General features: G+C 36.0%; 12 protein-coding genes. 5 read left to right on the plus strand and 7 right to left on the minus strand.

Going from position 1 to position 17,700, the window contains the following annotated elements:
* The first annotated feature begins 19 nt into the window (after positions 1 to 19).
* From FJOH_RS23440 to FJOH_RS23450, 3 genes are all read left to right on the plus strand, one after another.
* Complete coding sequence (locus tag FJOH_RS23440; protein ID WP_012026503.1) at positions 20 to 7,786, plus strand: HYR-like domain-containing protein; 7,767 nt, start codon at positions 20 to 22, stop codon at positions 7,784 to 7,786.
* Between the two features lie 75 nt (positions 7,787 to 7,861).
* Positions 7,862 to 8,779: a PorP/SprF family type IX secretion system membrane protein gene (locus FJOH_RS23445; protein ID WP_012026504.1), complete on the plus strand. Its 918-nt coding sequence runs from the start codon at positions 7,862 to 7,864 to the stop codon at positions 8,777 to 8,779.
* A 12-nt stretch (positions 8,780 to 8,791) separates the two neighbouring features.
* Positions 8,792 to 10,723: an OmpA family protein gene (locus FJOH_RS23450; protein ID WP_012026505.1), complete on the plus strand. Its 1,932-nt coding sequence runs from the start codon at positions 8,792 to 8,794 to the stop codon at positions 10,721 to 10,723.
* A 122-nt stretch (positions 10,724 to 10,845) separates the two neighbouring features.
* On the opposite strand, the gene FJOH_RS23455 is transcribed toward FJOH_RS23450, so the two are convergent.
* The 7 genes from FJOH_RS23455 to pyrR all read right to left on the minus strand — a co-directional run bounded on the left by FJOH_RS23455 (position 10,846) and on the right by pyrR (position 16,164).
* The gene (locus tag FJOH_RS23455; RefSeq protein WP_044048575.1) at positions 10,846 to 11,346 is read right to left on the minus strand and encodes a CAP domain-containing protein; all 501 of its coding nucleotides are present in this window, start codon (positions 11,344 to 11,346) and stop codon (positions 10,846 to 10,848) included.
* 171 nt (positions 11,347 to 11,517) lie between these two features.
* Positions 11,518 to 12,162, minus strand: a complete 645-nt coding sequence (gene pdxH / locus FJOH_RS23460; RefSeq protein ID WP_012026507.1) for a pyridoxamine 5'-phosphate oxidase — start codon at positions 12,160 to 12,162, stop codon at positions 11,518 to 11,520.
* A 126-nt stretch (positions 12,163 to 12,288) separates the two neighbouring features.
* Positions 12,289 to 13,194, minus strand: a complete 906-nt coding sequence (locus tag FJOH_RS23465) for a ribonuclease Z (RefSeq protein WP_012026508.1) — start codon at positions 13,192 to 13,194, stop codon at positions 12,289 to 12,291.
* A 94-nt stretch (positions 13,195 to 13,288) separates the two neighbouring features.
* Complete coding sequence (locus tag FJOH_RS23470) at positions 13,289 to 13,621, minus strand: hypothetical protein (protein ID WP_012026509.1); 333 nt, start codon at positions 13,619 to 13,621, stop codon at positions 13,289 to 13,291.
* A gap of 273 nt (positions 13,622 to 13,894) precedes the next feature.
* Positions 13,895 to 14,821, minus strand: coding sequence for an aspartate carbamoyltransferase catalytic subunit (locus FJOH_RS23475; RefSeq protein ID WP_012026510.1), 927 nt, complete (start codon positions 14,819 to 14,821; stop codon positions 13,895 to 13,897).
* 79 nt (positions 14,822 to 14,900) lie between these two features.
* Positions 14,901 to 15,542: a DUF6891 domain-containing protein gene (locus FJOH_RS23480; protein WP_012026511.1), complete on the minus strand. Its 642-nt coding sequence runs from the start codon at positions 15,540 to 15,542 to the stop codon at positions 14,901 to 14,903.
* 82 nt (positions 15,543 to 15,624) lie between these two features.
* Complete coding sequence (gene pyrR / locus FJOH_RS23485) at positions 15,625 to 16,164, minus strand: bifunctional pyr operon transcriptional regulator/uracil phosphoribosyltransferase PyrR (protein WP_012026512.1); 540 nt, start codon at positions 16,162 to 16,164, stop codon at positions 15,625 to 15,627.
* Positions 16,165 to 16,388: 224 nt separating this feature from the next.
* On the opposite strand from pyrR, the gene FJOH_RS23490 reads away from it, so the two are divergent.
* Both FJOH_RS23490 and FJOH_RS27100 read left to right on the plus strand, forming a co-directional pair.
* The gene (locus FJOH_RS23490; RefSeq protein WP_012026513.1) at positions 16,389 to 16,937 is read left to right on the plus strand and encodes a hypothetical protein; all 549 of its coding nucleotides are present in this window, start codon (positions 16,389 to 16,391) and stop codon (positions 16,935 to 16,937) included.
* Between the two features lie 498 nt (positions 16,938 to 17,435).
* On the plus strand, positions 17,436 to 17,609 hold the full coding sequence (locus FJOH_RS27100) for a hypothetical protein (RefSeq protein ID WP_165768445.1): 174 nt from the start codon (positions 17,436 to 17,438) through the stop codon (positions 17,607 to 17,609).
* Positions 17,610 to 17,700: the final 91 nt, after the last annotated feature.

A 17,700-nucleotide genomic window follows, 5' to 3' on the forward strand; every position in this document is an offset into this window, starting at 1 on the left:
ACCCTTAAAATGATTTAAAATGGAAAAACAATTACTTTTTTTAAACAATTTTTTACGAGATATAAAAAAAATACAATTTGTTGTATTATTTCTTCTGACATCATCGATAGGTTTAGCACAAACAATAACAACAAACAAAACTGTAACAGCAAATGCTGGCAATTGCGGTATTATTGATGTTAAAGTCGATATTACAGGTGCAAACCCAATTACCCGAAATTCAGATGTAGTTCTGGCTATTGACATATCCGGAAGTATGGGTAATACTATTTCGGGAGATTTTAAAACCTCGATGGATTATGCTAAAGATGCCGCATTGGCATTTCTAAATCAGGCAAAAGCAAATCCGCAAAACCGAATTGCAATTGTTGCGTACAGCACAACTGCCAGCCTAAAAATAGGTTTAACTTATTTGAATGCAACAGGTGTAACACAGATAACAAATCAAATTAATGCTTTGCAGGCCACTAATTCTACCAACATTTATGCTGGAATTGTGAGATCTGAAACTGAATTGGAAACTAATGGCCGATTTGACTGCAGCACTGCAAGAGCTATAATTTTACTGACAGATGGAGTTACAAACGTAACAGGCACTAGTGGTAATACAAACTGTAATGTGAGTAAAACATCGCAATGTGTTACTGATGCTATAAATGCGGCAACAAATGCCAAAACAACTACAAAATCTAGTGTTGTTTATAACAATCAGGTTTTTTCTGTGGGGCTTTTTGGCGGTATCAGTGGTAACATTAACACCAACAACAGCGATCAGAATATTGCTAAGTATACTCTGGACAATATTCAGGGAAGCGCCGCATACATTACACAAAGCGGTGCTAATTTGACTGCAATTTACAATCAGATTGCTACTCAGATTTCATGGATTGCCCAAAGTCTGATTGCAAAAGAAACTATTATCCCTGGTTTTATTATTGGAGGAATAACATCAACAAAAGGAACGGCTTCGTTATCTGGACAAGTGATTACATGGAATACTGATTTTTTAAACTCTGAAACTATATCTTTAACGTATCAGCTGACTCCAACGGGAAGTGCCTGCGGCAATCAAACTGTAAGCACTTCTACTTTGAATTATCAAAATTCGTCCTGTGTTAATGATTCAAAGACGATCACCAGTCCAAGTTATTTTGTTCCGTGTGCACCCGTAATCACGGGTGTTTTAACAGCATGCGGATCTACAACTTTGACAGCTTCTACAAACGCTTCTTCTCCAACCTATGTTTGGTATAAAGACAATGCTGTATTAGCTGGACAAACTTCTTCTACCCTTACAGCAACAGCGAGCGGGGTTTATAAAGTAAAGGTGAAAAATGGGGTTACAAATTGTGAATTAACTTCAGCAGATTCTACTGTATCAATAAGTCCGGCAGCAGCGCTTATCGCTCCTGCAAATGCAAATATTTCTGGATGCAGCACAGCAGCAATAACCGGACTTCCGTATAGTACTGCCAGCAGCAATATTACTCTTGCACAATTAAACACTGCCGGCGGATCATTGTCTAACAGTTCTTCGATTGGAAGTTATACTATATCCTACTCTGATACTGCATCAGGAACATGCCCAACAATAGTAACCCGAACATTTAAAGTTACTACTGGCTGTGGAAATGTTACAGCTGTACAGACAATTACAATTCAGGATACTACTGCACCGACTTGGACTACAGCTTCAAATGCATTAAATGTTACTTTACAATGCAGTGATACAGCAGGATTGGCAACGGCTCAAAACCAAGCGCCGACTGCAACGGATAACTGCGGTGGAACTGTTACGTATACTAAAACAAGCGGTGCTTTTTCAGCAGGAACCTGTGTCAACTCTGGAATGTATACTAATACCTGGACTGCAAAAGACGTCTGTAATAATACTTCAACTGTATTTACTCAGATAATTACGATTCAAGATACTACTGCGCCGACTTGGACAACTCAGGCAAATGCGTTAAATGTTACTTTGCAATGCAGTGATACAGCAGGATTGGCAACTGCTCAAAACCAAGCACCGACTGCTACTGATAACTGCGACGGAACCGTGACGTATACTAAAACAAGTGGTGCTTTCTCAGCAGGAACCTGCGCTAATTCTGGAACATACACCAATACTTGGACCGCAAAAGATATCTGTAATAATACTTCAACCGTATTTACTCAGATAATTACAATTCAAGATACTACTGCACCTACTTGGACAACTCAGGCAAATGCGCTAAATATCACTTTACAATGCAGTGACACCGCAGGATTGGCAACGGCTCAAAACCAAGCGCCGACTGCAACGGATAACTGCGGCGGAACTGTTACGTATACCAAAACGAGCGGTATTTTCAGTGTAGGTAATTGTGCCAATTCTGGAACTTATACTAATACCTGGACTGCAAAAGACATCTGCAATAACACCTCAACTGTATTTACTCAGGTAATTACAATCCAAGATACTACTGCACCGACTTGGACAACTCAGGCAAATGCATTAAATGTTACATTACAATGCAGTGATATTGCAGGATTGGCAACAGCTCAAAACCAAGCGCCGACTGCAACGGATACCTGTGGCGGAACTGTAACCTATACCAAAACAAGCGGTGCTTTTACAGCAGGAACCTGTGCCAACTCTGGAACGTATACTAATACCTGGATCGCAAAAGATATCTGCAATAATACTTCAACCGTATTTACTCAGATAATAACTATTGAAGATACTACTGCACCAACTTGGACTACAGCTTCAAATGCATTAAATGTTACTTTACAATGCAGTGATACAGCAGGATTGGCAACGGCTCAAAACCAAGCGCCGACTGCAACGGATACCTGTGGCGGAACTGTAACCTATACCAAAACAAGCGGTATTTTCAGTGTAGGCAATTGTGCCAATTCCGGAACGTATACTAACACTTGGACTGCGAAAGATATCTGCAATAATACTTCAACCGTATTTACTCAGATAATAACTATTGAAGATACTACTGCACCGAATTGGACAACTCAGGCAAATGCGTTAAATGTTACATTACAATGCAGTGATACAGCAGGATTAGCAACGGCTCAAAACCAAGCACCGACTGCAACGGATAACTGCGGCGGAACTGTTACGTATACCAAAACAAGCGGTGCTTTTTCAGCAGGAACCTGTGCCAACTCTGGAACGTATACTAATACCTGGACTGCAAAAGATATTTGTAATAATACCTCAACTGTATTTACTCAGGTAATTACAATCCAAGATACTACTGCACCGACTTGGACTACAGCTTCAAATGCATTAAACGTTACATTGCAATGCAGTGATACAGTAGGATTAGCAACGGCTCAAAACCAAGCGCCGACTGCTACTGATAACTGCGGCGGAACTGTAACGTATACTAAAACAAGCGGTATTTTCAGTGTAGGCAATTGTGCCAATTCTGGAACGTATACTAACACTTGGACTGCGAAAGATATCTGCAATAATACCTCAACTGTATTCACTCAGGTAATTACGATTCAGGATACGAGTATACCTACATGGACAACTCAGGCAGGTTCTTTAGACAGAACTATTGAATGCAGTAACCAGCAGGCTTTGGCATCAGCTCAAGCTTTGTTTCCAACTGCTTCTGGTGCTTGTGATATCGATTTAACGAATATTACTAAAGTAAGCGGACAGTTTACAGCTTCACAAGGGTGCGGAAATGCAGGAACTTATACTAACACTTGGACTCTAAAAGATGATTGCGGCAACACTTCTGAAACTTTTACTCAGGTGATTACAATTCAGGATACAACTGCTCCAACCTGGACAACTCAAGCGGGTTCTTTAAACCAAACTATTGAATGCAGTAACTCAGAAGCTCTGGCTTTGGCGCAAGCCTTATTTCCAACAGCTTCAGATTTATGCGATGCTGATGTAACCAATATTACTAAAGTAAGCGGACAGTTTACAGCTTCGCAAGGGTGCGGAAATGCAGGAACTTACACTAACACTTGGACTGTAAAAGATGATTGTGGCAACACTTCTGAAACTTTCACTCAGGTGATTACAATTCAGGATACAACTGCTCCAACCTGGACAACTCAAGCAGGTTCATTAAACCAAACTATTGAATGCAGCAATTCAGAAGCTCTGGCTTCTGCGCAAGCCTTATATCCAACAGCTTCAGATTTATGCGATGCTGATGTAACCAATATTACTAAAGTAAGCGGACAGTTTACAGCTTCGCAAGGATGCGGAAATGCAGGAACTTACACTAATACTTGGACCGTAAAAGATGACTGTGGCAACACTTCTGAAACTTTTACTCAGGTGATTACAATTCAGGATACAACAGCTCCAGTATTTACTGGAGAACTTCCCGGCAATATTACAGTTTCTTGTGACGCTGTTCCAGAACCAGCCAATATGGAAGCTGCTGATAATTGCAACAGCAATTTACCAATCGTGTTTACAGAGACAAAAAGTGATATTCAAAACGAATGCGGTTCAAATTATACTCTTACCCGCACATGGAAAACCAGTGATTGCAGCAATAATGTAGTTTCACATACCCAAATAATAACTGTAAGAGATACTACAGCGCCAACAGGAACTGCTCCTTCGAATATTGCAGATTTACAAAGCACTACACAAATTCCTGCGGGAAATCCTGCTGATATTACAGACGCGGCTGATAATTGCAGCGGAAACGTTACGGTTACAGTCTCTGATACTAACAACGGAGGAAGCGGCTGCGAAGGAAGTCCGTATATTTTAACCAGAACGTATACGTTGTCTGATTGTGCTGGCAATAAAACTGAATTGGTTCAAACTTTTACAGTTGAAAACAAAGTTTCTGTAAGCGGAATTGCCACAAATACAAGCTGTTTTGGCGGAAACGACGGTTCAATTTCAGTAACCAATAGTCCTGGATCGACAGTTATCATTAGAAATGATAAAAACGAAGTGGTAGGAAATGCAAATTTACCAGCTGGTACTTATACCCTTACTGCAGCATCTCCTGTAAGTGAAACTCAAAATTGTACAGCAAGCACAACGGTTGTCATTACACAGCCTGAATATACTGTAAAAATTTCTGGCCACATTATCAATGTTGACACTCATACCGGAATTGCAAATGTACCTGTTACTTTAATTCCGCAAAGTCCAACTACTGGTCCAATATTATTAAAACTAACAGGACAAGACGGAAGCTACAGCTTTTCTGGAATGCCTTCAGGAAATTATTTAGTTCAGGTTCAGGATGCCAATTTAAACAGCGCTTATCAATTGTATCCGGTAGATTCGAGTTTGTTCTTTACTGCACTTCAAGATTGTATTATTCAAAAACATGATTTTGAATACGGATCATCCACTTTACCTGTTTTGGGAGATTATGTTTGGTATGACGTAAACAGCAACGGAATTCAGGATGAATGGTATGATGCCAATAATGACGGAATCGTAACCAAAAATATTCCTGACGGAAACGGAGCAATCGATTATAGCCTTTGGGAATGGATTGATTTTAATGGTGACGGAAGTTATCAAGGACCTTCGAATGTGGGCGAATTAAACGCCGGAGGTTTTGGAAATGCTCTTAGTCCGAATATTATAATTGACGGACCAAACGGCTATCATGAAGAAGTTATTGTTGGAATTCAGGGATTTTGGAGAGATCGTCCGGAAACCGCAAATCCTTATGGAGATTATACTGTCAAATTAGTAAAAGATGCCAATTTTGACGCTGTTGCAGCGGCATTAGGAGCAACCGGACTTGTAAAAACACTTCCTGCTTTGGCTGATAAAAAAATAACTGGTAAAACCGGTAAAGCACAATTGCATACCATTTGTTCTACAACTAGTGCCAGCAGTTTAATCGCAGCAGTTACACCTGAAGATTTAGTTCATTTAGATCTTGATTTTGGCGTAAACTGTAAAACTTACTTAGATATTGCTGCTAATGATGACAGCGCCGGGCCAGTTGCTGGTGTAAATAATGTTACACATAACGTATTGAATGTTTTAACAAATGATACGCTTGAAGGTGCAATTGTAACTCCTTCTGATGTCGTTATTACAACCGTGACACCAAATGAGTTTTTACAATTAAATCCTGATGGTTCTGTTGATGTACTGCCAAACGCACCGGTTGGAACTTTAACATTAGTATACCAAATTTGCGAAGCCGATGAAACTTCAAATTGTGATACTGCAACAGTTACGATTACAATAGAAGCTCCGGTTATGACTGTTACAGCAGCATCGATTTGTGTAAACGATGTTCCTTACCTTGATTACGTAGTAACTCCTGTGAATTTTACACCAGTAAACGGCGTAACAATTGCGTGGGCAAATGCTCAAAATACAGTAATAACTACTATGACCAATCTGGCACTTTCTGGCAGAGTTTTATGGCCGGGAGCTGTGGTTGATGAAAACGGAAAAGGTATAGACTGGCCAGGCTGGGTTTTCGAAAACAATAAATGGATTCAGGCACCAGATGGTTTCGAATCATTGCGCCCAATGGTTAACCTAACAATATCTGTAAATCCAAGTGAAACTATTACTGTTAGTTATCCGCCGGCAGATCCGTTTTGTACAGCCAGACCAACATTTGTAATTCTTGCAAATGATGATACACCTCAGCCTATTACCGGTCCGGCAGGAGTTACTAACATCATCAATGTATTAAATAACGACACATTAAATAATAGTCCGATTAATTTAAATGATATTACGCTGACAACTGTAACTCCAGACCCAAAAGGAGTTTTAACACTGAATCCTGATGGTTCTGTTGATGTAGCAGCAAATGCTCCGGGCGGCACTTACACTTTAACGTATCAAATCTGTGAAAAAGCCGATGCAGGAAATTGCGACACAGCAGTCGTAACAGTAACCATTCTTAATTCTCCTGTAAATGCTAACGATGATAATTATGCCAATATTGGATGCAATACGTTTGGTTTAGTTGGAAATGTTTTAAGTAATGACTTAAAAGGACAACTTCCTGCAACATTACAATTGGTAAACTTTACATTATTGAGCGGAAACAATAACGCAAAAACAGATCCTAATATAACAATAGACGCTTCTGGAAATGTAAATGTATCTAGTTTAACACCAGCTGGAACTTACACATACATGTATCGCATTTGCGATAAGTTAAGTGCCGAAAACTGCGACACTGCAATTGTCACTATCACTGTTGCGCCAAATGGTACATCAAACATTACGAGTGAGGCCTGTAACGATGATACGACGTTATTGAACTTGTCAAATTTATTACCAGAAGGAACACCAATAACAGGAACCTGGTTCGACACAAACGATACCAGAGCATTACAGGGAAATATTCTAAATGCGCATGGTTTAGCACTTGGCAATTATCAATTTGAATACAAAATTACCAATGAGAATTGTCCAAGAAGTATTCTTCTTACTATGGAAGTAAACGACGACTGTAAAGTATTGGCATGCGAAAACATCTTAGTACACAATGCTTTTTCACCAAACGGTGACGGAAAAAATGATGTTTTTTTAATCGACGGTATTGGAGATTTAACTTGTTATCCCGAAAACACTGTAGAAATTTATAACCGCTGGGGAATATTAGTATTTGAAACTCACAACTACAATAATACAACCAATGCGTTTGACGGAACTTCGAGAGGAAGAACTACTATAAGACAATCTGAAGGTCTTCCAACCGGGACCTATTTCTATATCGTGACTTATAAATCAGTAGACGGAAACAATGTTATTCAGAATAACAAAAAAGAAGGGTATTTATATCTGTCTAAATAGGAACAAAAAAGTAATGCGTTATACAACGCACGAAGTATAGCGCATTACATATTCACTAAACAATACACATCTATTATGAGAACAAAATTATTTTTTTTCGTCATTATGTTTGTAACCATTGCGGGTTATGCACAGCAAGATGCACAGTTTACGCAATATATGTACAATACGATTAATATAAATCCCGCTTATGCAGGATCCAGAGGCGCTCTAAGTATTTTTGGTTTATACCGTACACAATGGATAGGACTTGACGGCGCTCCAGAAACAAGCAGTTTTTCTATCAACACTCCAATCAACAACAGTAATTTAGGAGTCGGCCTTTCACTTGTAAATGATAAAATTGGGCCAACAAACGAAAACAATATATCAGCAGATATATCGTATACCGTTCAGACTTCTGCCGATTTTAAACTGTCGTTTGGTATCAAAGGAACTGCTAATATATTCAATCTCGATGTCAACAAACTAAATCCGTCAGAACAAGGAGATCCACAGTTTCAGGATTTAAACAACAAATTTAGTCCAAATGTGGGAGCTGGAGTTTACTGGCATTCAGATAAAGCCTATATCGGTTTATCAGTTCCCAATTTCATCGAAACTAATAGATACAGTGATAACGACATTGCTATTTACAAAGACAAAATCAATTATTATTTAATGGCCGGTTATGTTTTTGATTTGGATAAATTACAATATATCAAATTCAAACCCGCAGTTTTAACCAAAATGGTTGAAGGAGCACCGCTGCAAGTCGATGTTTCTGCCAACTTTATGTTTATTGACAAACTTGTTTTGGGTGTTGCTTACAGATGGAGTGCTTCTCTAAGCGCTATGGCAGGATTTCAAATCACCGACGGACTTTATATAGGATATGGATACGACCGCGAAACCACAAACCTAAATAATTATAATTCAGGATCGCATGAAATATTCCTGCGTTACGAATTCTTCAAAAACAATGGTAAAATGACAACTCCTCGTTTCTTCTAAAAAATAGGTATTATGAAAAATTATAGACTTCTCTGCTTAATAATTCTAAATGTTTTTTATGGTTATTCTCAGCAGTCAAAGCTGAACTCAGCCGATAAAAAATATGACGGTTATGCGTATATCGACGCTATAAAAACTTATGAAAGAGTTGCCGATAAAGGCTATAAATCTGAAGATTTGTTTAAAAAACTTGGAAATTCTTATTATTTCAATTCTGAGTTTGAAAGCGCCGCAAAATGGTACGGAGAATTGTTTGCCATCAATACCTCTCCCGAAGCCGAATACTATTACAGATATGCACAGTCATTAAGGTCTACAGGACAGACCGATAAGGCGAATAAAATTATGAATGAATTTAATGCTAAATACAAAAATGATTCAAGAGGAAAACTCTACAAAGAAGACGTCAATTATCTTGATGAGATTAAAGCAAATTCTGGACGTTATAAAATTGAAGATGCAGGAATTAACTCTAAATATTCTGATTATGGAAGTTTTGTTTACAATAATAAAATCTATTTTGCTTCTGCCAGAGATACTGGAAATTTTTCGCAGAGAAGACATAAATGGACAGGCGAATATTATACCAATATTTATAGTGCCAATATCGACCCGCAAAACAGCACAGCAGTAAAACCAGATAAATTTAAAACTGCTTTAAATACCAAATTTCACGAATCGACACCTGTTTTTACTAAAGATGGAAACACGGTTTATTTTACCAGAAACAATTATATTGACGGTAAAAAAGGAAAAGATGACAATAAAATCACTTTAATAAAACTTTATAAAGCGACTCTCGAAAACGGAAAATGGACAAAAATTACAGCTCTTCCATTTACAAGTGACAATTATAGTACTGCGCATCCTGCGTTAAGCCCGGATGAAAAAACATTATATTTCGCATCCGATATGCCGGGAAGCATAGGACAGTCTGACATTTATAAAGTAAGCATAAACAGTGACGGCAATTTTGGAACACCGCAAAATCTCGGAAAACCCATCAATACCGAAGGCAAAGAAACGTTTCCGTATGTAACCAGCGAAAATGAAATCTATTTTGCTTCAGATGGTCATCCCGGACTTGGAGGTCTTGATGTTTTTGTTGGACAGTTTGATGAAAACGGAACAGTAAGCGATATTCAAAATTTAGGAAATGACATTAATTCACCAAAAGATGATTTTGCTTACATCATTGATCCAGTTTCGAGACAAGGTTATTTCAGTTCTAATAAAGACGGCGGAATGGGCTCTGATGACATTTACAAATTTCTAGAAACCAAAAGATTAAAATGTCTACAGGAATTATACGGAGTTATTACAGATTCTGAAAACGGCGTTGTACTTCCGGGTTCTAAAGTTACTTTATATGAAAATCAAAAAATTAAAAATTCTACGGTTTCAAATACAGCCGGACAATATAGTTTTACTGTAGAATGCGGAAAAACCTATAGTGTAAGAGCAGAAAAACCTGATTATGCAACAAAAGAAGTTGACATAACAATTGCAAAAACAAATGGAAAAACCAATCTTCCTATTGCACTCGATAAATCTGTCTGCAAAGTTGCTGTGGGCGATGATTTAGGAAAATGTTTTGGCATTAAAATGATTTATTTTGATTTAGACAAATCGAATATTCGTACCGAAGCGGCTTTAGATTTAGAAAAAATATTAGATGTATTGAATCAAAATCCAACAATGAAACTGGATATTCGTTCACATACAGACAGCAGGGCTTCTCATCAATATAATGAAGCTTTGTCTGATAGAAGAGCAAAATCGACCATAAGCTGGCTCATTCAAAACGGAGTTGCCAAAAACCGTTTAACCGGAAAAGGTTATGGCGAAACACAATTAGTTAATCAATGTTCTGATGGTGTTAACTGCACTGAAGAAGAACACCAAATGAACAGACGAAGCGAATTTATTATAACCGCATTGTAACTTAGAAAAACTGACTAAAAAAAATAAAAGCTGTCTATAAAGACAGCTTTTATTAAAAAAAACGGTCGTTGCAAATCAGGAATCACAACGACAACTAACCAACCAGTTCAAACGTTTCTCTTTTAAATTTTCACGAAAATATTCGTGTAGTATTTTTTTCCGGATGCATCAGTAGTAACCGAAATCCCGAAATGTGTATAATTACCTTCAATATTTTCTTTATGTCCAGGACTTTCAAGCCATGCTTTTAGTGCAGCCTCAGAAGTCTTATAATTGTAAGCCACATTCTCTCCTACTTTTTTAGCACCCAATACATTGATAAGATTGTCAGAACGAGACGTAAAGTCATTATGATTCACAACATTATTGCTAACCATGTATTTGTTATGCTCTTCGCATTTATAAGAAATGTGATTGTTTTTTTCTAATGCATTTAAACCAATACTTACTCGGTATTCATTGATTAACTGCATCGTTTCCAGTTCAGAAGCATTGTAATTATAACTCGTAACTACCTGTTCTGTCGCTGTTGTATTTTCATTCCCCTCGGCGCTGTCAGCAGAGCATGAGTTCATTGTGATTGACATCACAATGAACACCATGGCGCACATAATCTTTTTCATAATCATCAGTAGTTAAAAGTTCTAAAGTAAATGTTGGGGCAAATTCTTTATATTATGTGACAAATTGCTCTTAAAATTCTTACGTCAAACGTATTCAATTTATCGGTAAACTACAAAAATAATCGATGAAATGCACTATTATTTTTAAATATAAAATAAAAATCTTACAAATTAAGAAGAAAGGCGCTCAATCGTCCATGAAAAATCAGATTGGCTTGTATAACGAATTCTATCGTGCAGTCTGTTAGGTCTTCCCTGCCAGAATTCTACTTGTAATGGAGTTACTAAATAACCTCCCCAGTTTTCAGGTCTTGGGATAGGTTTTCCTTCAAATTCTGCTTCAAGTTTCTTTAAATTTTCTTCTAAAAAAGTTCTCGACGGAATTACTTCACTTTGATGTGAAACAATTGCGCCTAATTTACTTCCGTCAGGTCTTGAATCAAAATAGTTATCAGATATAATTTCAGAAGTTTTCTGAGCGATTCCCTTAATAATTACCTGACGTTCTGCTTCCTGCCAGAAAAATGACAAACAAACATTAGGATTTGCTTCAATTGCTTTTCCTTTTTCAGAATTATAATTGGTGTAGAATATAAATCCTTCTTCTGAGAATTTTTTAAGTAAAACAACGCGCGATTTTGGAAATCCATCCAGTCCAATTGTTGAAACCGTCATGGCATTTACTTCTCCGCTTCCGCCAAAATCTTCAACTTCATGAAACCAGCGGTTAAAAAGATTAATTGGATCTTCCGGAATATTAGTTTCTAATAATTCGCTTTTCTCGTAAGACTTTCTATAATTGCTTAAATCGTTCATGATTTATTATTTTAGATTGTTGATTTTTTGTTTCAGGTTTCAAGTTTCAGGTTTGTCAGGATGACAATTTACAGATGAGTAAAAACTTAGAAACTTAGTATCTCAGAACCTTAGCACCTTAAAAAATTATAACTCAAAACTCAAACCGTCATCTGCCAAAAGCACGTTTGGAAAAACCGTTTCTGCTTCTTCCTTAAAACGTTCAATTCCGTCATAACGTGTTGAATAATGACCTAAAATTAATTGTTTTACATTAGCTTTTAAAGCAATAGCAGCTGCTTCTTTTGCTGTTGAATGCAAAGTTTTTAATGCCAATGGCGCTTCAGATTCTAAAAACGTTGATTCGTGGTATAAAACATCTGTGTTTTGGATAATTGGAATTACGGCTTCATTATAAACCGTGTCTGAACAAAAAGCATAACTTTTTGAAGGCGGCGGATCAAATGTAAGTTTGTGGTTTTCGACTACAGTTCCGTTATCGAGTGTAATATCGCTTCCATTTTTTATTTTCTGATAATAAGCAACGTGAATATCATAACTCTGAACAGCTTCAACATTTAGTTTTCTTTCATCTGGTTTTTCCTGAAAAAGATATCCATTTGTATAAACACGGTGTTTCAGCGGAATTGTTCTCACGATAACACGTTTATCTTCAAAAATAACTTCGCTTTCTTTTGACTCTAATTCGTGAAAAAACAAATCATATGTCGTCCAGGATTCTGTCAATTTTAATTGAAGAAGAATTAATTCCTTAATTCCTTTTGGACCGTAAATATGTAAATCTGTAGTTCTTCCCAAAAGAGAAAAAGTCGAAATAGTTCCTATTAATCCATATAAATGATCGCCATGAAGATGCGAAATAAAAATGTGATTAATTTTTGAGAACTTAATCTTGTTTTTTCTAAGCTGTACCTGAGTTCCTTCACCGCAGTCAATTAAAAACAATCGGTTCTTGATTTCTAAAACCTGCGAAGTAGGGTTAGTAAGCGTTCTGGGAGTTGCGGCATAACAGCCTAGTATGGTTAATTTCAATTTTATGTTTATTCGTTTATGTGTTAAATCGTTTAATCGTTAAAATTAAATCAAATCGATTAAACAGTTAAACGAATAAACAATTAAACTAATTTTAAAATCCTAAATCTCTTTCTATTTCTTCCATTTCGATAATATCGTGTGCTTCCAAAAGAGAAGGAACAACGACCAATTTATCTGAAACAGCATTAAAATCAAGATCAGAAGCTACGATTACAAACGATTTTTTTGCTTTTTTTTGAAGTTTAACAAGCGGTAAAAAAACTTTTAAATCATTTTCCGTCAATTCAGTATCTGACGATAAATCGATTATAACATTGTGTTTTTCGTAGGTTTTAAATTGCTGCGTCACTTTCTCCACAAAGCCATTAAAATCGCCTTGCGTATCTTTTATCGTTACGGTATGTCCTTTTTGATCTACTTTCATTTTATAATTTGTGGGGCTTATATAAAAATTGATTTTTCAGAGCGCTAAGGTACGAAGTTTTTTTATAGTTTTCAGTCGCAGTATTTAGTATTCAGTCGCGGTTGGCAGTCGTAGTTCTTGGTCGCAGTTGACAGTCGCAGTATTCAGTGTCAGTTTACAGATTGTCAGGCTGAGCGAAGTCGAAGCCCTCGTCACGTAAAAGCCCTTCGACTTCGCTCAGGGTGACAGCTGTTTTCAAAACTGTAAACTGAGACTGCGACTGTAAACTAAAAACTATTGAATCTTAGAAGCCAAAAGATAAATAACTGCCATTCTAATCGCAACACCATTCTCAACCTGATTTAAGATTACAGAATGATCAGAATCAGCCACTTCAGAAGTAATCTCTACTCCTCTGTTGATTGGTCCCGGGTGCATGATTACGATTTCTTTATTAAGAGAATCCAAAAGCGGTTTATCTACTCCGTATTGTTGTGCATATTCGCGTGTTGACGGGAAGAAATTTACATCCATACGCTCGTTTTGTACACGAAGCATATTCGCAACGTCGCACCATTCTAAAGCTTTGCGTAAATTTGGTTCAACCGTTACCCCAAGAGATTCGATATATCTTGGAATCAAGGTTTTTGGTCCGCATACTTTTACTTCTGCGCCCTGCATCTGCAAAGCATATATGTTAGATAAAGCAACTCTCGAATGTAGAATATCGCCTACAATAACTACTTTTTTTCCGGCTACATCGCCCAGTTTTTCTCTAATAGAATAACTGTCTAACAAAGCCTGTGTTGGGTGTTCGTGTGCTCCGTCTCCGGCGTTTACGATACTGGCTTTGACATTTTTAGATAAAAAATAAGCCGCTCCGGGATTGGAGTGGCGCATTACAACCATATCAACTTTCATCGAAAGGATATTATTTACAGTATCAATCAGGGTTTCTCCTTTTTTAACCGATGACTGAGCTGCAGAAAAACTGATAACATCAGCAGATAAACGTTTCTGCGCTAATTCGAAAGAGAGTTTGGTTCTGGTACTGTTTTCGAAGAAAATATTGGCAATGGTAATATCTCGTAATGAAGGAACTTTTTTAATTGGTCGGTTAATGACTTCTTTAAAATGATCTGCCGTTTCAAAAATCAGGTTAATATCATTCTCATTGATATATTTTATTCCTAATAAATGATCTACGCTTAATTCTTTCATTTTTGTTTCTTTAATATTATTTGTCAAATTCTGAATGAAAAATATCTTTCATTCAATGCTTCTTTAAAGAGCAGCTACTCTATTCGGTCATTCGGTCTATAACCTCACCGTAATCCTGAAGATCTCTTGCTTCTTCATCATAAATGTGCTGCCACTTGAAACCCGGAATTTCAATTTTTCGTTTTGCAGTTTCTTCCCACTTCACCTCAAAACCATTGTTTCTTAAAACTTCGGCAACTTTTTTTCCAACGCTGATTGTTACTGCATCATCAGAATTGTCTACTTTTTGAAAAGCGATATACAAACTTGGATTTTCGGGATCAACCGCTCTCGCTAAATCTTGTTCGTGATAAAAACAGTACCCGTCTGATGTAACATCGTTTTCTCGAAGTTCTCTTTCTACCTCAACCACTTCATATTCGCCGTCACTTGTTGTGTAACCCGCATTGTGAAGTGCTATAATATTCTGACCGCATAATTCATCAAACGCATTTATAAGCCTTTCAGTATCTGTGGGGCTTTTCCATTGTTTACTTTCTGCAAGTAACTTTTGGTATTCCTGGTCGATTTTTTCAAAAGCCCATTCTTCAGAAATTTCGTCCTCAAATTCATTATCTTCAATTTCTTCCATGATGTTATCTTTAATATCATCAATAGAAAGAAATCCCATTCTTACCTGATTAAAAATTGACTCATAAATAAACTCTTCGTTCTCTGTCATGCTTTATTGTTTAATCGTTAATTTGTTTAATCGTTTAATTATCATTTTCCCGATTAAACAATTAACCGGTTAACCGATCAAACTAATTTGTCACTAGGTGAACAACATCTTCACCATCGTTTTCTTTCCAGCTTACAATTACTTTTTCACCATTAATAGCATCTACCTGACGACCGCGATAATCTGGCTGAATAGGTAAATGACGGCTGAAACGTCTGTCTATTAAAACCAATAATTCAATTTCAGATGGTCTTCCGAAAGATTGAATAGCGGTTAGCGCAGAACGAATGCTTCGTCCTGTAAACAAAACGTCATCGATAAAAATGACTTTTTTGTCTTCGACTATAAAATTGATTTGAGTTTTATTGGCTTCAAGCGGTTTATCAGTACGACGGAAATCATCTCTAAAAAAAGTGATGTCCAAATATCCCAAAGAAATTTCAGGAACTTTGTATTCGTTTTCTAATATTTGTTTTAAACGTTCAGCTAAAAAAACACCTCTCGGCTGAATTCCAACCAAAATTGTATTAGAGAAATCTAGATGTTTTTCGATTAACTGACAAGCCAAACGATGGAGTATGATAGTAACTTCTTTCGAATTAAGTAATACTTTTTGACTCATAAGTAATTGTAATGTTTGGTTGCGCAAATATAAGGAATCTGATTTTATTTGTTGGGGTGTTGGGGTTGGAAATATTTTTTTGAATACTTCAAACTTTCAATTAAACAAAATGACAAATATATACTACTCAAAATCACATTTTCAAAAATAAATTCTTCTTGTCTTAACAAGTTTAAACTTAAAATTTTACTTTAGCACCATACAAAAAATAACATTAAATAATTATGAGTTTTTTTAAAAGACTATTTTCCTCAAAAAAAGAATCAAGTAACTATGGGACTAGCCAAAGTAAAAATAAAATTAATACCAAAGAATATTTCGACGACAGATATACTGAAGACATTATAGATCCAAAAATGTTAGAAGGTTGTTTGAAAATGATCGAAAGTTATTTTATAGAAAACAAAATTGAAAGAAAAATTGAAAGCCCAATTAATCATCCTATAAACTTGGATCAGGTTGATCAAGATGGTTTTGGTTTCTTGCTATATTGTAAAGCTTTTCAAATTGAAGAATCTCAAGCAGCTATGTTTTTATCATATTCTTTCAGTGATTTTCTAATAAAGAAATACGGTTTTAAATTATACATTGATTCTAAACCAGATTACCCGTTAAGAAGCATGACGTTAAAATATGAAAAAGATGAAGTTTTTTTATCTCTATATCCTTTTGAATATACAACTAAAGTTTTGAATGGAAACTCAACATTTTCAGATTTGGTAGAAAAAATAAAAACTCAAATTGACGAAATGCCAGACCTTGAAGATCTTTGAAAATTATTAGAATTTAAAAAATAAATCAAAGCTTTATGAAATTTCTAACAAAAACTAGAAACATATTTTTATTAGACAGCCTTGGAGCTTTACTTACTTCCATTCTACTCTATTTTATCCTGAGAAATTTCAATGATTATTTTGGTTTATCTAAAGACATTTTTGAACTACTTTCAATTATAGCATTCATATTTTTCGCTTATTCAATTAGCTGTTATTTTTTAGTCAAACAAAATTGGAGATCGTTTTTAAAAATAATCTGTGGGGCTAATATCTTGTATTGCCTTCTCACATTTGGAATTATATTATATAACTATGAAACTATTTCTATTTATCGAACAATTTACTTTCTAGCAGAAATAGCTGTAATTATTGGACTCGTTATTTTAGAAATGAAAATTATAAAATCAAAATCCTAAAACATTTCCAAAAAATTCTATAACACATTTTTCTGATTCGTGAAGTAATTTTAATATACAAATTTAAAAACTCAGAATCATGCAAAATAAAATTACAAGATTGTTAATGGTATTCGTAATACTGTTTTCATTTACAAGCTGCGAATTAGTTGGAGACATTTTTAAAGCCGGAATGGGATTCGGGATATTTATCGTAATCTTTATCGTTGCGATTGTTATCTGGATTTTAGCAAAAGTCTTTGGCAGTAAATAAGATATAAAAAAATCCCCGTTATTTTCATAGCGGGGATTTTCTTTTTAAACCAAAAATTAAAATCCCAAACTCCAAGTTTAATCTGGAATTT

It is taken from the genome of Flavobacterium johnsoniae UW101 (assembly GCF_000016645.1).
In the GTDB taxonomy this organism is placed as follows: domain Bacteria; phylum Bacteroidota; class Bacteroidia; order Flavobacteriales; family Flavobacteriaceae; genus Flavobacterium; species Flavobacterium johnsoniae.